Here is an 18388-nt window from a genome sequence, read left to right as displayed (position 1 = left end):
GTTCGAAACCTGATATAGGAATTCAGATTATCGGAAAAAAGGTTTCGAACTCAATACCAGTTGAGTGCCACTTTCGCTTCGTCCGACATACGGTCGGGCGTCCAGGGCGGATCGAACACCATATCGACATTGACCGGTCCGACGCCGGCGACGGCCGAAACGGCGTTTTCGACCCAACCCGGCATTTCCCCGGCCACCGGACATCCCGGCGCGGTCAGGGTCATATCGATGTTGATCGAACGATCGTCTTCGATATCGACCTTGTAGATCAGGCCGAGTTCATAGATATCGCAAGGGATTTCCGGATCGTAGACCGATTTCAGCGCGCCGACGATGTCCGTCGTCAGCCTGTCGAGCTCTGCCTCCGGGATCGTCGTCTTCGCAGACACTTCTGCCTGCAGTTCCGCACCGTCCGCGGCGGTATCTATCGTTGTTGCATTTTCCATCGTGGGTCCGTCCTTACCCGAAAAAGCTTTGTGCCTTCAACAGGGCCTCATAAAGCGCGTCCACTTCCGCGCGCGTGTTGTAGAGGCCGAAGCTTGCACGACATGTAGAGGTTACACCGTATCTTGCCAAGAGCGGCTGTGCGCAGTGGGTGCCTGCCCTCACCGCAACGCCGGCGCGGTCAATGATGGTCGCAACGTCGTGCGCGTGTGCACCCTGAACCTCGAACGAGACGATGGCGCCCTTGCCCGGGGCATTTCCGAAGATCCTCAGCGAGTTGATCTCGCGCAGCTTCTCATGCGCATAGTCCTTCAGATCCGCCTCGTGGCGCGCAATGTTCTCGCGCCCGATCTGGTCCATGTAGTCCAGCGCGGCACCAAGGCCGATCGCCTGGACAATCGGCGGCGTCCCGGCTTCAAACCTGTGCGGCGGATCGTTGTAGGTGATGACGTCCTCGGTAACATCAAGGATCATTTCACCGCCGCCGTTGAACGGTCGCAGGGCGTTCAAACGCTCCGGCTTTCCCCACAGGACCCCGATCCCCGAAGGACCATAGACCTTGTGGCCGGTGAAGACGTAATAGTCACAGCCGAGATCCTGAACATCGACAGGCATGTGAACCGCGGCCTGGCTGCCATCGACCAGAACCTGAATGCCCCGTTCGTGCGCGATCTCGCAGATTTCCTTGATCGGAACCACCGTGCCGAGGACATTGGACATCTGCGTGATGGCGACAAGTTTCGTCCGGTCGCTCAACGTGTCCACGAAAGCATCGAGGTCGAAAGAGCCGTCCTCGCGCACATACACCCACTTCAGAACCGAGCCATGCCGCTCACGGTGGAAATGCCACGGCACGATGTTGGAATGGTGCTCCATGATCGAGAGCACGATCTCGTCGCCCTCGCCGAAGAAATCCGGACCGAGCCCATAGGAAACCAGGTTGATGGCTTCCGTGGTCGATTTGGTGAAGACGACCTCGTCGACGGATTTGGCATTCAGGAACCGGCGCACCTTTTCGCGCGCCGCCTCGTAGTTGTCCGTCGCCGTGTTCGACAGGAAGTGCAATCCGCGATGTACATTGGCATATTCTTCCGAATACGCCTTGGAGACGGCATCGATCACAGCGTTCGGTTTCTGTGCCGACGCGCCGTTGTCCAGGTAAACCAGTGGCTTGCCGTAAACTTCCCGCGAAAGAATCGGAAAATCCCGGCGGATGGCTTCCACGTCGTATCCCGTTGTGACGGGTTCTTTTTCTGCAGTCGCGACGGTCATTCGGCGCTGATCCTTATCTCCAAAGCCTTCGGCGCGGTCTAGTGACCCGCAAGCCAGTCACGCACACGCGCTTCAAGGCCTTCGGTCACGTCGTCCTCGCCATACTCCTCGATCGCCTCCGAGAGGAAGGCAAGAACGAGGAGCGTTTTGGCTTCGTCTTCCGGTATGCCCCGGGCACGCAGGTAGAACAGAAGGTCCTCGTCGATCTGGCCGCTTGTGGCACCATGGGCACAGAGCACGTCATCGGCAAAGATCTCGAGTTCGGGCTTGTTCGCCATCTCGGCGTCTTCCGACAGAAGCAACGCCTGCGTCATCATTTCGCCGTCGGTCTTCTGTGCATGCTGCGCGACGTTGATCCGGCCCTGGTAAACACCCCTGGCGTTGCCATCGAGCACGGTCTTGAAGAACTCGCGGCTGTTGCAATGCGGCACAGCGTGATCGACGATCAGCGTCTGATCCGCCAGATCGCTGCCGCCGGCCATTGTCACGCCGTAGATCTTGGCTTCGGAGTTTTCACCCGTGAAATTGATGAACTGCTGATTGCGCGCAAAGCGCGGGCCTGCCATGAAGCCAAGCGACTTGAATTCCGCGTCCGCGCCAATGGTCGCGATCGTCGTCAGGAGGTTGGCGGCATCGTTCGACCCGACGATCAGACGGGTCGCTGCAAGGAACGCCTTGTCTGCAACGTCGTAGTCGAAAACAGCATTGATTTCTCCGTCGCCGGTCTCACCGACGAAGGTTTCCAGCAGTTTCAGGTTTCCACCTGCGCCGACGCGGACCTTGTTGCGGGTCACCTGGGCGCCGGACGACGTTGCGACGTGGACAAGCTCGACAGGCTTCGACACCTCGGCGCCGTCTGCAACCTCGACAACGACACCGCCTTGCACGAAGGCCGTGTTGAGGGCGACAACACCGTCGCTCGGGCCGGTCTTCGGAGAGGCAAGCAGCTGAGAGCCGTGTTCACCGGCAAGCGCGTCGTTGAGATCGGTGACCGTCACACCTTCAGCCGAAAGCGCCACGACGTCTGACAGTTCCGCGAGGAATGATCCGTTGGCGACGACAATCCGGTGACGTTCCAGGTCGCCGAAAAGGTTCTGGTCCGCCAGCAGCTGTTCCGTGCTGGCAACCTCGGCGTTCGAAACAAGCTGTGCCGCGGACTTCATGAACGCGCGCAGGTCCGAATATTTGTATTCTTCAACGCGGCGATGCGGCAATCCGCGGTCCCTGATCTGGTCGACCGCTGCCTCGCGCAAGGCGGAAACGGCAACGGACCCGGCAAGGTCCGGTTTCGCGGTCTCGAAACGGTCGAATAGATCGCTTTCGGCCTGGGTGTGTCTGATAGGCATGCTGGCGTTCATATCGCTTTGTTCCCTCAAGCCGCTGCGTCGACGTAGTCTGCGTAACCGTTCTTCTCCAGCTCGAGCGCCAGATCCTTGTCACCGGTCTTGACGATCCGGCCCTTGGACAGAACGTGGACGACGTCCGGCACGATGTGATCAAGCAGACGCTGGTAGTGCGTGATGACGACCATGGCCCGGTCCGGTCCGCGAAGCTTGTTGACGCCTTCGGACACGATCCGCAACGCATCGATGTCGAGACCGGAGTCGGTTTCATCGAGCACGCAGAGCTTCGGTTCCAGAAGCGACATCTGGAGAATTTCAGCGCGTTTCTTCTCACCGCCCGAAAAGCCGACATTGAGCGGACGCTTCAGCATGTCCATGGAAACGTTGAGGTGGCTTGCCGCCGCCTTGACCCGCTTCATGAAGTCCGGAATGGACAAAGCGTCATCGCCGCGAGCCTTGCGCTGCGCGTTCATGGCGGTTTTCAGAAATTCCATGGTGGCGACACCCGGAATTTCGATCGGGTACTGGAACGCAAGGAACATGCCGGCCGCTGCCCGCTCGTCCGGTTCCATCTCCAGCATGTTCTCACCGTTGAAGAGCACTTCGCCCTCGGTGATTTCGTAGTCTTCCTTGCCGGCCAGAACGTAGGACAGGGTTGACTTGCCAGAGCCGTTCGGGCCCATGATGGCGTGCACTTCGCCCGCTTTCACGGTCAGATCGACCCCGCGCAGGATTTCCGTTTCGTCTTCCGCGATGCGGGCGTGAAGGTTCTTGATCTCAAGCATGAGATATTTCCTCGTTATTCAGCGGGCAAAACAGCCCAAACAATCACATTCGGGTTGATGGAGCCTCAGCCCACCGATCCTTCCAGGCTGATCGAAATCAGCTTCTGCGCCTCAACGGCGAATTCCATCGGCAACTGCTGGATCACGTCCTTGACGAAGCCGTTGACGATCAGCGCAACCGCCTCTTCCTCCGACAGCCCGCGCTGCAGGCAGTAGAACATCTGGTCGTCCGAGATCTTCGAGGTGGTCGCCTCGTGCTCGAATTGTGCCGACGCGTTCTTGCTTTCGATATAGGGGACGGTGTGCGCACCACAGTCCTGACCGATCAGCAGCGAATCGCACTGCGTGAAGTTGCGCGCGTTCGACGCTTTCCTGTGTGCTGACACGAGACCGCGATAGGTGTTCTGGGACCGGCCGGCGGAAATGCCCTTGGAGATGATCCGGCTGGACGAGTTCTTGCCCAGGTGGATCATCTTGGTTCCACTGTCGACCTGCTGGTAACCGTTGGAAACGGCGATGGAATAGAACTCACCGCGGGAATTTTCGCCGCGCAGGATACAGGACGGGTATTTCCACGTGATCGCGGACCCGGTCTCGACCTGCGTCCAGGAAATCTTGGAGTTCTTGCCGCGGCAGTCGCCACGCTTGGTGACGAAATTGTAGATGCCGCCCTTGCCGTCCTTGTCGCCGGGGAACCAATTCTGGACGGTGGAATACTTGATCTCGGCATCGTCCAGCGCAACCAGTTCAACAACAGCCGCATGCAGCTGGTTTTCGTCGCGCTGCGGCGCCGTGCAGCCTTCCAGATAGGAAACGTAAGAACCCTTTTCGGCAATGATCAGCGTGCGTTCGAACTGTCCGGTGTTCTGCTCGTTGATTCGGAAATAGGTCGACAGTTCCATCGGGCAGCGGACGCCCTCCGGGATGTAGACGAAGGACCCGTCGGAGAACACGGCGGAGTTCAGCGTGGCGTAATAGTTGTCGGTCACCGGAACGACGGAGCCGAGATATTTCTTGACCAGGTCCGGATATTCGCGCACCGCCTCAGAGATGGAACAGAAGATGACGCCCGCCTTCTTCAGTTCTTCCTTGAAGGTCGTGACGACGGAGACGGAATCGAAGACAGCGTCGACGGCAACCCGGTTCTTCGGCTCGACGCCGGCCAGGATTTCCTGCTCCGCAAGCGGGATACCGAGCTTCTCATAGGTCGCCAGAAGTTCCGGATCGACCTCATCGAGGCTCTTCGGCCCTTCCACGGATTTCGGAGCGGCCCAGTAATAAAGGTCGTCGAAATCGATCTTGGGATACGAGACGCGCGCCCAGTCCGGCTCGTCCATCTGCTGGAACCGGCGCAGCGCGTCCAGGCGCCATTCCGTCATCCATTCCGGCTCGTTCTTCTTTGCGGACAGAAACCGGATTGTTTCCTCGGACAGACCCTTGGCGCCTTTTTCCGACTCAATGTCGGTCACAAAGCCGTATTTATACTGGTCAACATCGATAGCTTTCACCTGATCGATGGTTTCCTGTACAGCTGGCATCCCTTGCCTCCATCTGGCGGACCTTGTCCGCGTCTTGAACACACGCCGGACCGTCTGGTGCGTTCCGGCCATAGCTTTGGCGGTCTCCCGCCGGATTACCGCGTCACGCAGCCCTGCTGCGCGCCTTCGGGTTGAGCCTGTCGACAACCGCCGGCCAGAGCTCCAGAAATGCGTCGATCTCCTCAGGCCGGGTGTCCCAGCCCATGCTCACACGGATCGCACATCGCGCCAGCGCCTCGTCCACACCCATTGCGGTCAGAACGTGCGATACGGACACCTTTCCCGACGAACAAGCCGACCCGGATGAGACTGATACGCGCTCAAGATCCAAAGCGATCAGCGCAGTCTCGGCGGGAAGGTCCCGAACGGCAAAACAGGTTGTGTTTGCCAGCCGGTCGGCACCCTCGCCAAAGATAACTGTGTCTTGGCAGACCGATTTCAATCCGGCTTCGAGCCTTGATTTCAAGTCCTGCAGATGCCTGACGGCATCGAGGTCCGACCGCGCGTCTTCCGCCGCATGACCGAATGCCGCGATTGCCGCAACATTCTCCGTTCCGCCCCGGCGCCAATTCTCCTGGCCTCCACCGATCATCAGTGGTGCGGGCGATCTGGACGTCGACCTCGAGACGATCGCGCCAATGCCCTGCGGCCCGCCGAACTTGTGCGCGGACAAAGTGATTGCATCGGCCTGCCAGCTTTCCATGTCGATCTGAATGCGGCCGGCGGCCTGTACGGCATCCACGTGGAAGAAGTGTCCGTATTCGCGTGCGATCGCGCCGATTTCCGCAAGTGGCTGAATGACACCTGTTTCATTGTTGGCGGCCATCACGGAAACAAGGCCAGGCTCGGCACCTTCAATGGATTGTCTGAGCGCGTCGAGACGAATGACGCCGTCGCCGTCAACCGGGACGATCACCTGGTCCGCCACGGCGAACCGGCCGCCCGTCATTACGGAAGGGTGCTCGACGGCGCTGATGAAAAGCTTGTCCAGATAGACCGGGTTGCCGCCGTCCTGCCAGACGCGGGACAGAGCGGTCATGTTCGCTTCCGTGCCGCCGGAAACGAACGTCACCGACCGTGTGCCCGCACCGCACAACCGGGCAACACTGTCCCTGGCGGCCTCAACCCTGCCGCGTGCCCTGCGGCCGTTCGCGTGCACTGAGGAGGCGTTGCCGGTGTCCTTCAAAACCTCGATCATGGCATCCCGCGCGCCGGGGCGCAGCGGCGCTCCAGCGTTGTAATCGAGATAGATCGGGGCCGATAGACGCGGCATGAGACCTCAAAAGCCAGGATCGACAAGTTTGACGGCGACGAAATTCCGCTTTATTGCCAGACACATGTTCGAAAAACTTGAAATTTTTCTCTGTGATGACGATAACACCCCCCAACCGGTCGAACCGAGTGTTGCCTGCCTTTGGCGGATGATGCGAACTTTCGAATAATTCTAAACAAGGTTCTAGAAACTCGGAGGCAAAGAGTCAAGTTTAGACTTACGGGAAATCACGTATACAGAATCGAAATTTCAGCGCCTCCCGTCTCGGCGCGACAATATGACAAGGACATAGCGCTTCATGCCTGAGGTGATCTTCAACGGTCCCGCCGGCCGGCTCGAGGGCCGGTTCCACCCCGCGAAAAAACGCAACGCTCCCATCGCACTGGTTCTACACCTTCACCCGCAATTCGGCGGGACGATGAACAATCAGATCGTCTACCAGATGTACTACATGTTTGCGCGGCGCGGTTTTGCGGTTCTCCGCTTCAACTTCCGGGGTGTGGGCCGGTCTCAGGGCACCTTCGATCACGGTCAGGGTGAATTGTCCGATGCGGCAGCAGCGCTCGACTGGGTCCAGACCGTACATCCGGACGCGCGTGCGTGCTGGATCGGCGGATTTTCCTTCGGTGCCTGGATAGGCATGCAGCTTCTGATGCGCCGCCCGGAGGTCGAGGGTTTCATTTCCGTTGCGCCGCCGGCAAACCTGCATGACTTTTCGTTCCTGGCCCCCTGCCCCTCGTCAGGACTAATCGTCCACGGCGACAACGACAAGGTCGTGCCGCAGAAGGATGTCCAAACCCTTGTCGACAAGCTGCAGACGCAAAAGGGTATCGTGATCGACCACGAGACAATCCCGGGTGCCAACCACTTCTTCGAAAACGACATGGACGAACTGCTTGAGCGTTGCGGCACCTATGTCGACGGGCGGCTCGGTCTGACACCAGAGGATTACGTCGATATCGACTGACCTTTTCCAAGAGGAGCCCGCCGGACCGGCGGGCTTTTTTCATGTCTGAAGATCTTCTGATCCGCCCGGCGACCTCATCGGACCTTTCCGACCTTCTGTCGCTCTATCACGATCTCAACCCGGACGATCTCACCGCCGAAGCATCCGCACAGCAACAGACCTACGCACGGATGCTCGCGCAACCCGGACTGACGGTTCTGCTTGCGTTCCTCGATGGCAAACCGGTCGCGACGCTGACGCTTGTGATCGTGCCCAACCTCACCCGCGCCTGCGCGCCCTACGCTCTTGTGGAAAACGTGGTCACGCTGACATCGTGCCGGGGCAAAGGCATCGGCAAACGGGTGATGAAGGCAGCAATTGACCTGTCCTGGGAGGCCGGCTGCTTCAAGATCATGCTGATGTCCGGTTCAGGCAACCGGACCGCGCACGGGTTCTACGAGAACATGGGCTTCAAGCGCAGCAAGGTGGGCTTTGAGCTGAGACAGCCCGGTTACGCGCCGCGAAAGATCACGTGAATTTTGAGCCTCAGCCCTGAAACGGCTTTTTCCGCGGTATGCCGGGTCCGGACTCAACGCCATCATCCGGTCCGGCGAGCGGGTCCTCGCCATCGGCAACGACGCCCTGGATCGGCGGCCCGTCATAGTCTTCGGGCGGCGGAACCGTTGACGCGAGCTTGCAGTTTGTCAGCCAGATATCATAGACCGCGTGTTCCACCGCGTGCAGACCCGGACTGGCGGCATACATCCAGCCGGAGAAAATCCGCCGCACTTCATTGTTGAGCGTGATTTCGTCTACCTGCACGAAACCGGTGGTCAGGGGCGACTCCGTCTGAGGCCGCGTATGACAGACCCTTGGCGTCACCTGGAGCGCGCCAAACTGAACCGTTTCGCCGATATAGACATCGAATGAAATGATCCGGCCGGTGATCTTGTCGAGCCCGGAAAAGACCGCTACCGGATTTTCAATTTTCTCGGTCTGCGCCGACGCCGGCAAAACCAGGGGGGCAAACACAACGAGAGCGGCCCCGGCTAAAACTCGTCTTGCTGTATTCCAGGTTTTGACCACGTCTGCCATCGGTGTTTGAGTCGCTGGGGTTAGAATAGCTTTATCCAGATTGCTGGCGCTAGCACCGAATTGCGGCCCCGGCAAGACAACCGTCCCGGAGCCGCGTCCCGGCATCAGCCGATCTCCGCCAATCGATCGAGTGCGATCTGCACCTTCGCGCGCTTTTCCGTGAATTCGGACACCTTCTCGCGCTCTCCCTCGACAACGTCAGCCGGGGCCTTTTCGACGAATTTCGGGTTGGAGAGCTTCTTCTCGATCTTGGAAATATCCGCGTCGAGCTTGCCGACTTCCTTTTCAAGGCGCGCTTTTTCGGCGCCCAGATCAATGACGCCGGCAAGCGGCAGGCACACCGTCGCTTCCCCGACAATGATCTGCGCAGAGCCCTTCGGAGCTGCATCCGCAAGGTCGACCTTTTCAGCCCGTGCCAGACGAAGTACGGCGGATTCGTGGGTGGACAAACGTTCCCTGGTTTCTTCGCTCGCCCCCGTGATCACGACGGCAACCTTAGCACCTGCCGGAACGTTCATTTCCGCACGCACCGAGCGGATTTCCGAAATCAGGTTGACCAGCCAGTTGATTTCCGCGGCAGCCGTATCGTCCGAGACCTTCGCCTCCGGCCAGGCCGTGAGCATGAGCAAGTCGCCGGCAGCTTGTCCCTCTTCACCAAGGCGTTCCCACAATTCCTCGGTAAGGAACGGCATGAAGGGATGCAGGACCTTCAGAATCTCGTCGATCGCCCATGCCGTCGTCGCCCGGGTTTCAGCCTTGGCGTCTTCGTCGTCACCGTTGAAGATCGGTTTGGCAAGCTCCAGGAACCAGTCGCAGAAACTGTTCCAGGTGAACTTGTAGACCGCGCCGGCCGCATCATTGAACCGGTAGTCCTCAAGCGCCGCCGTCACTTCCGTGATGCAGCGTCCCATTTCGGTGGCGATCCAGCGATTGAGCGTGTGCTTCGTGGCCGCGGGATCAAAACCCTCGACGCGCGCGCAGCCGTTCATTTCGGCGAAACGGGACGCGTTCCAGAGCTTCGTCGCAAAACGCTGGCCGCCTTCCGCCGCTTGGTCTGACATACGCAGCGTCCGGCGCGACTGGACTTCCTGGCTTGCAAGCGCAAACCGGGTCGCGTCCGCACCGTAGCTGTCGATCAGTTCGAGCGGGTCAAGAACATTGCCGAGCGACTTCGACATTTTCTTCCCGTTCTTGTCGACGACGATCGAATTGATATAGACCGTGTGGAACGGGACTTCCTTCATGAAATGAATGCCCTGCATCATCATGCGGGCCACCCAGAAGAAGATGATGTCGAAGCCGGTGACCAGAACGTCGGTCTTGTAATACCGCTCCAGTTCGGGCGTCTCATGCGGCCACCCCAGCGTCGAGAACGGCCAGAGCGCGGAAGAGAACCACGTGTCGAGAACGTCTTCGTCGCGCGTGAGAGCCTTGCCGCCGGCTTTCGCGACAGCCTCTTCTTCGGTCGCCGCGCAGTACTCGTTGCCGTCTTCGTCATACCAGACCGGGATCTGGTGTCCCCACCAGAGCTGACGCGAAATACACCAGGGCTGAATGTCGTTCAGCCAGTTGTAGTAGGTCTTGTCCCAGTTTTCCGGAACGAATTTGGTGTTGCCGTCCTGAACGGCCTTCAGCGCCGGGGCTGCCAGTGTCTTGGCATCGACGAACCACTGGTCGGTCAGCATCGGCTCGATGACGACCTTCGAGCGATCGCCGAACGGCTGCATGATCTTCTTGGATTCGACCATCGGCAGTGCGGACGGTCCGGTTTCCTCTTCGCCGAGCGCGCGAACGATGGCCCGCCCCTGCGGATGCCAGTCCGGCGCCTGGCCCTTCATCCAGGCAACCTCGGGATGATCCGCCGGAACCATGACCGCAAGGCCTTCTGCCGTGATCTGTTCGATAACACGTTTTCTCGCTTCAAACCGGTCAAGGCCGCGCAAATCGTCCGGCACAATATTGATCTCGTCGACCTCGTTGACGGTCATCTCGGCCCCGTCGATGATCGACTGCGCTTTCGCCGCTTCCTCGACATAAGGCGCACCGTCGGAACGCATCGCGCCCTTGGTGTCCATGAGACGGTACATCGGGATCCTGTTCCGCTGGGCAACACCATAGTCGTTGAAATCATGCGCGCCGGTGATTTTCACCGCGCCCGAACCGAAGTCCGGATCGGGATAGTCATCGGTGATGATCGGGATCAGCCGGCGATGTTCCTTCGGCCCGACCGGAATTTCACACAGCTTGCCGACAATCGGGGCGTAACGGGTGTCGCCCGGATGAACTGCAACGGCGCCGTCACCGAGCATCGTCTCGGGACGCGTGGTCGCAATCGAGATGTAGTCGCGGGTCTCTCGGAGGGTGATGTTCCCGTTCTCGTCCTTCTCGACATATTCATATGTCTCGCCGCCGGCCAGCGGATACTTGAAGTGCCACATGTGGCCGTCGGTCTCGATGTTCTCGACTTCAAGGTCGGAAATCGCCGTTTCGAACTTGGGGTCCCAGTTCACAAGGCGCTTGGAGCGATAGATCAGGCCTTCATTGTAGAGATCGACAAAAACCTTGAGCACTGCCGCGGAGAGATTGGGCGACATGGTGAACTCGGTCCTGCTCCAGTCGCAGGACGCGCCCAGGCGCTTCAACTGGCCGAGGATCGTGCCTTCGGACTTCCGCTTCTGCTCCCAGACACGCTCGACGAACGCGTCGCGGCCCATTTCGCGGCGGCCGGGCTGCTGGGTTTCCATGAGTTCGCGCTCGACGACCATCTGCGTCGCGATGCCGGCGTGATCGGTGCCCGGCTGCCACAGGACATCGAACCCCTGCATCCGCTTCCAGCGGACCAGAATGTCCTGCAGCGTGTTGTTGAGGGCATGACCCATGTGAAGCGAACCGGTCACGTTCGGCGGCGGAATCACGATCGAGAAGGCCGGTGCGCCATCCTTGGCACCCGCTCCGGCCCTGAAGGCCTCCACCTTTTCCCAGGTTTCGTAAATCCGCGGCTCAACGCTGGCCGCATCGTAGGTCTTTTCAAGCATCAGGGTCACTCGAAGGGAAGATGTCTGTCGAAATTCGTGAGCCCCCGTGTAAATCGGAAGCGTCCGCGCAAGTCAACCGGTTATGCGTTGATTGCGGCAAGGATACGAAGCCTTGAGGATTCTTTGCGCGCGCTGAACTTCCAGGACTTGGGTCCAATCGGATTTACTGCCATAAACCGGCCATGACGATCCGGATCCGCCCCCATCACTTTCTTTGCATGCTGACATTTCTGGGAAAGGGATATACGGCCCCTTTCGTGCGAAACTACACGCGCATCGTGGACCGGCTGAATTCAGGTGAAGAGCTTGAAATCGTGGATGGCCCGGATGACATCTGCAGGCCGATGCTCGCCGAGGCCGACCATCACTGCCACAAGGAAAGCATCAGGGCGCGTGACGATACCGCGTCACGGCGCATCCACGAGCTGCTGGGACTGAATATGGAACCTGGCCAGAAGCTCAATCTGACCCGCGCGCAGGTCGAGGCGTTGCGCCGCGCCTACGCAGACGGCATGTTCCGCACAGCCTGTGACGGCTGCGAATGGCAAGCAATGTGTTCGTCCATCGCGGCGAAAAACTATCGGGGATGCCGTCTGGAACCGGGCAGGAAACCACATCGCCGGTAGGGTACGGACCCGCGTCAGCGGCGGCGCGTTACGCGCTGGATTTCCTTCTGAACCATCTGCTCGACCATTCCAGGCAGGTTCTGATCCAGCCATGCTTTCAGCATCGGTCTCAGCATTTCCTTGACAAGTTCTTCCACCGTCTGAGCCTGCGATCCGACAAACATGTTCGACAGGTTGTCGAATGCGGCATGCACCGCATCGCCGGTATTGTCGGAGGTCAGGAAGGCATCGGCAGCCACATCCGGCAAATCGTCGGGAACGGGCGATGTCTCCATTGAGGACGGAGGTATCGGCGCGGGCGCCGGAGGCGCTTCGGGTGCCTCAGCGAACGACAGGTCACCGCCCGGACTGTCGAAGTCTTCCGCGAGACCTTCCACCATTTCCATGTCGTCCGGTACCGCGAGTTCCTCGGTCAGCTCCAGAACATCGTCATCGCCTTCGTCTTCGGCGGCATCAGCTTCCATTGCCGCCGCCATGTCATCGGCTTCATCTTCTGACGCACTGTCTCCACCGCCGCCACCGCTCGGCTCCACGTCGAACAGCTTGTCGAGATCGTCCTGTGACATTTCGGCAGCGTCGCCCATTTCTTCCACCGCTTCTTCTACTGGAGTATCAGGCTGTTCGGCTTCATTTTCTTCGCTGCCGGCGTCTCCCTGTGCATCTTCGTCGGAAATGATACGGCGGATCGATGCGAGGATTTCCTCCATCGACGGCTCGTCGGCCTTTTTCGCCTCTGCCATGACTTCCCCCGTGTACTTCGTCCGCGCTGCAGCACATTCGGCGTCGCAAATGATTCGTTAATCGAAATTATGCGTCTGGAAGACACACCCGCAAAGCAAACGCGTCTGTTCCGTTTGCCTTATCCCCTCATAAGTCCGGTATTCATCACGCCGGATATCGCAGCGACATGCGAAGAACACGCCAGTAGTGCGCGCCTTCAAACAGAAAAACGGCCGGAAACCGGGGTTTCCAGCCGTTTGTGAATTTTGTCTGGTTGGTTCAGCGGCCGTCAGGCGTCCTCGAACCGAACCATTTGCCCCGAACCGCCTTGTAATGTTGGGTCGGATCATAGATCTGCACGCGCAGACCCAGATCGGTCGCACTGAGTCCGCCGATCGACGAGACCAGCTGATAGCCGCTGATGATGCGGTTGCTCTGAGCCTGAACAAGATTTGACTGCTGGGTTACAAGTTCACGCTGGGCGTCCAGAACATCCAGTGTCGTCCGCTGGCCGACACGCTGTTCCTCGATCACGCCCTCAAGGGCCAGTTTCGAGGCTTCAACGGCAGCCTGGGCTGCCACGATCGATGCTTCGGCGGCCTGATAGTTCCCCCAGGCCGAAATCACGTTTGCCCGAATCTGATCACGCGTCACGTCCAGCTGAAGCCGGGTTTCGCCCAGGGATTCCTTCGCCTGCCGGATGCTGGAGGAGACACTGCCGCCCTGGTAAATGGGGATGCTCACACTTCCGGTGATGGACGCGGAGTCCACGTTTTCCGCAAAGAATGTTCCAGGATTTACGCTTCTCGACAGGGAGCCGTCGAGGGATACTGTCGGCAAACGTGCGCCCTCTGCGGTTTTAACACTGTAGATCGCAGCATCGACAAGATGCTGTGCCTGCCGGATGAGCGGCTGTTTCGTCTCGCTCGTCTTCAGCGCAGAATCAAGCGATTTGGGAACGAACTTCGCAATGCCGGTGTCGGCGGACAAATTCTTCGCTTCAATGCCGATGATCTGGCGATAAACCGCGCGGCTTGCATTGAGGTTCGCCAGTGCCGAGTTCAGGCTTGCCTGCGCTTCCGCGGCGCGGGCTTCCGCCTGGCTCACGTCCGTCCGCGTTCCCTCGCCGACATCGAACCGGTCACGCGCAGCACGCACCTGTTCCTGGAGGAAGGCCAGATCGCTTCTCTGGAGTGACACAAGCGCGGTGTCCTGGATCACGCTTACGTAAGCGGTCGCAGCCGACAGCAGGGTGTCCTGTTCGGTGGAAATAAGGCTTTCCCGTTGCGCGCGAACGATCGCTTCGGCCTGGCGAACCGAGTTCACAGTCCGAAAACCCGCGAAAACGGTCTGGCTGACCGTCAGCGAAATCGATGCGTTGTTCTGCACAGAATTCAGATTTCCGGTGTTGCTGTCGCTCCAGCTCCTTCCGATGCTACCGGCTGCCGACACCGTCGGACGCCATCCCGACAAGGCCTGGGGAACACCCTCGTCCGTACCGCGCAAGCTTGCACGTGCGGCGTTCAAGCTCGGATTGTTGGCATAAGCCAATGCGAGCGATTGCCAGATCGTCTCAGCCTTTGCAGGAGATACTGCAAATCCGGTCAACGAAACGGCAGCAACCCCGCCCATCAGCATAAACCCAATGGTAGCTGCCTTAAATGTTGAACGACACGACACCCAACGCTCCTTCCGGATCACGACATATAGGATAGTTGAGTAAACCGAAGAACGTTACTCTTCAACCGATTGCGACGGATTATATCCGTTTTTCAGAGACTGCGGCATTCAGGCAACAAACCCGAAACCGGGATAAGCCATTCGCCGCATTGAAAAACCCACCATCTTCTAGTGAAGACTGGTTCAAGCTGGTTACCAATTCGTTAAAAAACGAATTCCTCGGATTTGGCAAAGCCCGGCAGAAGACTGACCGACGCATTGAAACCGAATCGGCTGCTCACCGCTTCTCCTGACTTCTGGTAAAGCCGTGCGACACCGGCACCGCCCTGCCCTTCGATCACCACCAGACGGCCGGATGATTTCAGCTGCTTGGTGAGTGTCTCGGGCAGAAGCTCCACGGCCCCATCAACGAAAATGATGTCGTAGGGACCCTCGGTGGAGAATCCTTCGGTCAGCGGTCCATCGACCACCACGGCATTCTCGATACCGAGTTCGACCAGCGATTCGGTGGCTGCGCCGAAAAGGGCCTCGTCTTCCTCGAGCGCAACGACGGACGCGGCGAGTTTCGCAATCACCGCGGCGCTGTAACCCGTGCCGGCCCCGACGATGAGCACGATATGGTCCGCGCGGATGTCTGCAAGCTGAAGCAGTTTTCCGAAAATGTGAGGCTTCATCAGAACGCGGCCCCCCTCGTCCGACCCGACCGGGAGGTCTTCGTCGATATAGGCCACCGACTTCCTGGAGGCCGGGACGAAATTTTCCCTGGGCACATCTTCCATGGCGTCCAGGATCCGGTGATCGGTCACATCGTTGGTCCGCAGCTGGTTGTCCACCATCTTGCGGCGGGACTGACTATAGTCCGTCATTTCGGCCCTCGCTCTGCCTGGCCGGGTTTCCGGCACCTCACAAATAGGTTCATTAACGACGCAGACACGGCCTGACAAGTGTCGGGCGCAATTGCATCGACCCGCGAAGTGACGCACGCCGCCGAAACGGGTTGGAAGGCACGATGGGCACCGGAGTGGACAGCGCGCCAGTGAGGCAGATCGAACAAGGAAACACGGCCCGGACTGCGCCGTCACGACGTGGGACCAGTTCGACAATGCGACCGGACCGAATTGAAGCGCATACCCGCGAGCATGCAGCATGCGCAGCGTGGTCCGGCCGTGGTTCAACAAAAGCAGCTACCTTCTTGCAGGAGGCCTTGCGCGCAGATCCCACATGTCGCCAAGTTTCCGGTCCCAGGCATCCGGGACACAGCCCGGAAATCCTCCGCCGGGATAAAGCGTCAGTTCACCGACGAAAACACGGTCTTCCAATGCATAAAGATCGACGCGCACGAAATCGGTGTCACGCACCACTTGCTCGGCAACCCGGATCATCGTTGCGAGGCTCGCCGGCAGCGCGACATCACCGGAAGCAGGCGTTCGATACCCGGTCTGCAGGTCAAGACGGGTCCCGTCGGGTGCAAAAAACGCCTCATAAGAGGCACCCTTCCGCCGTAACCGGACGGCAATCAGGCGGACCTGTCCGGAAAACACGAAGAAGCGGTAGTCATCCGGCGCATCCGTTGCACCCTGAAGCATTTCTTCAATGATCAGTTGCGGTTCAAATTGTCCGTATGCCCATTCCCGGTTATGACGATGGTGTCTGGTTTCCAGCCATTTTTCTGGAAGGTCGCTTTCTAGCAACTTGTTGATATCTTCCTGTTGTTCCAGAAAAACGCCATGACCGCTGCCGTGCGTCGGCTTCACCACGACCGGCAGCTGGATCGTTGTCCAGTCGACCTCGGCAAGATCCCGTCCGACCCACAGTGTTGTTATGACATAGTCCTCACCCACCCGGTCGCGGACGAGATTCTTGACCGCGTGTTTGTCGACCATGACGGGAAAGCGGGGATCGCGGTCATAGAGCTTTCGAACCTGCACCTTGTCGGTGAAGTTTCTTGGCGCATCCAGGTTTGGAAAGCGGCCGCCAATCGAAAAGAATTTGAGGGAAACAAAGCTGCGGTCCGGCAACACCTGGATCAAACGCCACATGAGGTGTTTCAGCCGCTGCCTGAACCCGGTCGGACCGCCACTGGAGAGCACGATGCTGCGCATGTTTCACCCTGTTGTCCGCAATCCACGTCCGCGAAAAACAAAGGTGCGCCGCAATGCCCATCAACGGCGCACCCATGTTGCCTGGTGGCCAGGCCACCCGGCAAACGATACCGTCTCATTCAGAACGGTTCGGCTTTCAATCTAAGGGTTTCGGGCACTCCGGGTTAGGCAACGAGCGCAGAATGTTCCGGCCCAGTCCACGCAACCGGCAGCCTGATGAACCGCGCTTCGGACGTTTGTGTTCCCGGCGTCTCGGTCGTACAGCACGGCGACGCGAAGCCGCGGAGCGACCGACCGCAACACGCTCGGGTGCGCGTGTATGAAGGTCGACGGCGCATTGCGTGTGAAAAACGCAAAGACGGGTTGACGGACACTCCGGGACCGGATATTTGCCTAACACTTGCTGCGAAACTGCCTGACACCACTTGAGGCAATCGCTTAAGTCTCTGAAAAGACGGCATAAAGGCCCTGTGGCGGAGTGGTGACGCAGCGGATTGCAAATCCGTGTACACCGGTTCGATTCCGGTCGGGGCCTCCATCTCCTGTTCCAGGACATTCTGATCGGATTTTGCCCGGCGTGCAGATCTCCGGAATCAGCAAAAGCCCGGGTCATGTCTTTTTTTGCATGGTAACCGATATCTCCGCCAGCGCCTGGGCAAGTCGCATTACCTCATCAGCTTCCAGATGTTCGTATTGGTAGTCTCCGGCGCTTGAAAAGCGTATCAGGACATAGCGCCGCGTATCCCGCTCCTTGAGAATGAGCTTGAGCTTCCTGCCGGACGACAATTCGGTTGACCATTCGCGGATCTTGGTTCCCAAAAACGCGTCAACAAGTGACCTCAACACCCCCATCGCAGCTCTCCGTCATCCGGCTGGTCGCACACGTGTCAAATCAACGCAGAAATCTCGCCAGCTCTCAACCCCGGGGCGGCGCCCCCTTCCCGCGCTGGCCGTTTCCGGCCGGAAGACGGGTGCGCAATCGTCCGCTGAACGCGGCGCTACCTGTTTCCGTTGCGTCATGCTAGCGTTTTCTCCGGATTGCACATACGGAGAAACGCGACATGAAAAAACCAGGCGGAAGTCCTTCGTTCCCGGCGGCACAACCCCGTGCGATAAAGATATCAAGCATGAAACGGGTGCAGCCGCCGCGGCCGCAAAAGTCCCCGCAAATTGTTCCTCAAGGCCCCGATATCGAAGCGCTTGTCGAAACGCTTCGCACCAGGATCAACGATCTGGAATCGCGGGTTGCCGAGCTTGAGAGCATTGTCTCCATCCAGGGACAGGATGTGGTCATCAGTTCTCAGAAGAGTGTTCTCATCCAGGGCATGGACACCGTGGAGCTGTCGGCCGGCAGCAAGGTCATGGCAGCGGCGGCGACATTCGAGGCGAGCGTTCCCGTCGCAAAGTTTTCCGGCATCCTAGAATGCGACGTGCTCCAGACGAACACGGTGATCGCGGCGGTGTACACGCCCGGCGTAGGCAACATATGGTGACGGCGGAAAGACATATTCCCAACGGCTGCAAGCGCT

17 protein-coding genes and 1 tRNA gene are annotated in these 18388 nt (G+C 59.1%); 5 read left to right on the top strand and 13 right to left on the bottom strand.

Going from position 1 to position 18388, the window contains the following annotated elements; translation table 11 throughout:
• Positions 1 to 50: 50 nt before the first annotated feature.
• From ACO07N_RS21260 to ACO07N_RS21235, 6 genes are all read right to left on the bottom strand, one after another.
• A complete protein-coding gene (locus ACO07N_RS21260; RefSeq protein ID WP_319387356.1) occupies positions 51 to 446 on the bottom strand; it encodes an SUF system Fe-S cluster assembly protein in 396 nt (131 codons plus the stop codon).
• A 13-nt stretch (positions 447 to 459) separates the two neighbouring features.
• Positions 460 to 1716, bottom strand: a complete 1257-nt coding sequence (locus tag ACO07N_RS21255) for a cysteine desulfurase (RefSeq protein WP_421982940.1) — start codon at positions 1714 to 1716, stop codon at positions 460 to 462.
• Positions 1717 to 1754: 38 nt separating this feature from the next.
• A complete protein-coding gene (gene sufD, locus ACO07N_RS21250; RefSeq protein ID WP_421982939.1) occupies positions 1755 to 3062 on the bottom strand; it encodes a Fe-S cluster assembly protein SufD in 1308 nt (435 codons plus the stop codon).
• A 26-nt stretch (positions 3063 to 3088) separates the two neighbouring features.
• The gene (gene sufC, locus ACO07N_RS21245) at positions 3089 to 3844 is read right to left on the bottom strand and encodes a Fe-S cluster assembly ATPase SufC (protein WP_421982938.1); all 756 of its coding nucleotides are present in this window, start codon (positions 3842 to 3844) and stop codon (positions 3089 to 3091) included.
• A 65-nt stretch (positions 3845 to 3909) separates the two neighbouring features.
• Positions 3910 to 5382 (bottom strand): Fe-S cluster assembly protein SufB, encoded by a 1473-nt coding sequence (gene sufB / locus ACO07N_RS21240; protein WP_421982937.1) that lies wholly within the window; start codon positions 5380 to 5382, stop codon positions 3910 to 3912.
• A gap of 103 nt (positions 5383 to 5485) precedes the next feature.
• Complete coding sequence (locus ACO07N_RS21235) at positions 5486 to 6655, bottom strand: cysteine desulfurase family protein (protein ID WP_421982936.1); 1170 nt, start codon at positions 6653 to 6655, stop codon at positions 5486 to 5488.
• A gap of 298 nt (positions 6656 to 6953) precedes the next feature.
• Here ACO07N_RS21235 and ACO07N_RS21230 point away from each other — a divergent pair, with 298 nt between their 5' ends.
• Positions 6954 to 7622 (top strand): alpha/beta hydrolase, encoded by a 669-nt coding sequence (locus ACO07N_RS21230; protein WP_421982935.1) that lies wholly within the window; start codon positions 6954 to 6956, stop codon positions 7620 to 7622.
• A 41-nt stretch (positions 7623 to 7663) separates the two neighbouring features.
• Entirely contained in the window at positions 7664 to 8137 is a 474-nt protein-coding gene (locus ACO07N_RS21225; RefSeq protein ID WP_421982934.1) for a GNAT family N-acetyltransferase, read from the top strand.
• 10 nt (positions 8138 to 8147) lie between these two features.
• On the opposite strand, the gene ACO07N_RS21220 is transcribed toward ACO07N_RS21225, so the two are convergent.
• Complete coding sequence (locus ACO07N_RS21220) at positions 8148 to 8696, bottom strand: DUF2155 domain-containing protein (protein ID WP_421982933.1); 549 nt, start codon at positions 8694 to 8696, stop codon at positions 8148 to 8150.
• Between the two features lie 104 nt (positions 8697 to 8800).
• On the bottom strand, positions 8801 to 11731 hold the full coding sequence (locus tag ACO07N_RS21215; protein WP_421982932.1) for a valine--tRNA ligase: 2931 nt from the start codon (positions 11729 to 11731) through the stop codon (positions 8801 to 8803).
• Positions 11732 to 11913: 182 nt separating this feature from the next.
• Here ACO07N_RS21215 and ACO07N_RS21210 point away from each other — a divergent pair, with 182 nt between their 5' ends.
• Positions 11914 to 12357 (top strand): DUF1284 domain-containing protein, encoded by a 444-nt coding sequence (locus ACO07N_RS21210; protein WP_421982931.1) that lies wholly within the window; start codon positions 11914 to 11916, stop codon positions 12355 to 12357.
• Positions 12358 to 12371: 14 nt separating this feature from the next.
• Here ACO07N_RS21210 and ACO07N_RS21205 read toward each other — a convergent pair whose 3' ends face one another.
• The 4 genes from ACO07N_RS21205 to ACO07N_RS21190 form a co-directional block, all read right to left on the bottom strand.
• A complete protein-coding gene (locus tag ACO07N_RS21205; RefSeq protein WP_421982930.1) occupies positions 12372 to 13097 on the bottom strand; it encodes a PopZ family protein in 726 nt (241 codons plus the stop codon).
• A gap of 259 nt (positions 13098 to 13356) precedes the next feature.
• Positions 13357 to 14709, bottom strand: coding sequence for a TolC family outer membrane protein (locus tag ACO07N_RS21200; protein WP_421982929.1), 1353 nt, complete (start codon positions 14707 to 14709; stop codon positions 13357 to 13359).
• A 251-nt stretch (positions 14710 to 14960) separates the two neighbouring features.
• Positions 14961 to 15623, bottom strand: a complete 663-nt coding sequence (locus tag ACO07N_RS21195) for a protein-L-isoaspartate O-methyltransferase family protein (RefSeq protein ID WP_421982928.1) — start codon at positions 15621 to 15623, stop codon at positions 14961 to 14963.
• Between the two features lie 318 nt (positions 15624 to 15941).
• Positions 15942 to 16859 (bottom strand): ATP-grasp fold amidoligase family protein, encoded by a 918-nt coding sequence (locus tag ACO07N_RS21190; protein WP_421982927.1) that lies wholly within the window; start codon positions 16857 to 16859, stop codon positions 15942 to 15944.
• A gap of 464 nt (positions 16860 to 17323) precedes the next feature.
• On the opposite strand from ACO07N_RS21190, the gene ACO07N_RS21185 reads away from it, so the two are divergent.
• Positions 17324 to 17397: transfer RNA gene (locus ACO07N_RS21185), tRNA-Cys, on the top strand.
• Positions 17398 to 17468: 71 nt separating this feature from the next.
• On the opposite strand, the gene ACO07N_RS21180 is transcribed toward ACO07N_RS21185, so the two are convergent.
• Positions 17469 to 17711 carry a hypothetical protein gene (locus ACO07N_RS21180; RefSeq protein WP_421982926.1) on the bottom strand — a complete coding sequence of 81 codons (243 nt, stop codon included), beginning with the start codon at positions 17709 to 17711 and terminating at the stop codon, positions 17469 to 17471.
• 275 nt (positions 17712 to 17986) lie between these two features.
• Here ACO07N_RS21180 and ACO07N_RS21175 point away from each other — a divergent pair, with 275 nt between their 5' ends.
• Entirely contained in the window at positions 17987 to 18352 is a 366-nt protein-coding gene (locus ACO07N_RS21175; RefSeq protein WP_421982925.1) for a hypothetical protein, read from the top strand.
• Positions 18353 to 18388 lie beyond the last annotated feature (36 nt).

The sequence above is a fragment of the Roseibium sp. genome (assembly GCF_965229775.1).
In the GTDB taxonomy this organism is placed as follows: domain Bacteria; phylum Pseudomonadota; class Alphaproteobacteria; order Rhizobiales; family Stappiaceae; genus Roseibium.
The sequence above is the reverse complement of the archived record's forward strand: the minus strand, read 5'-3'. Positions and strand labels throughout refer to the sequence as shown.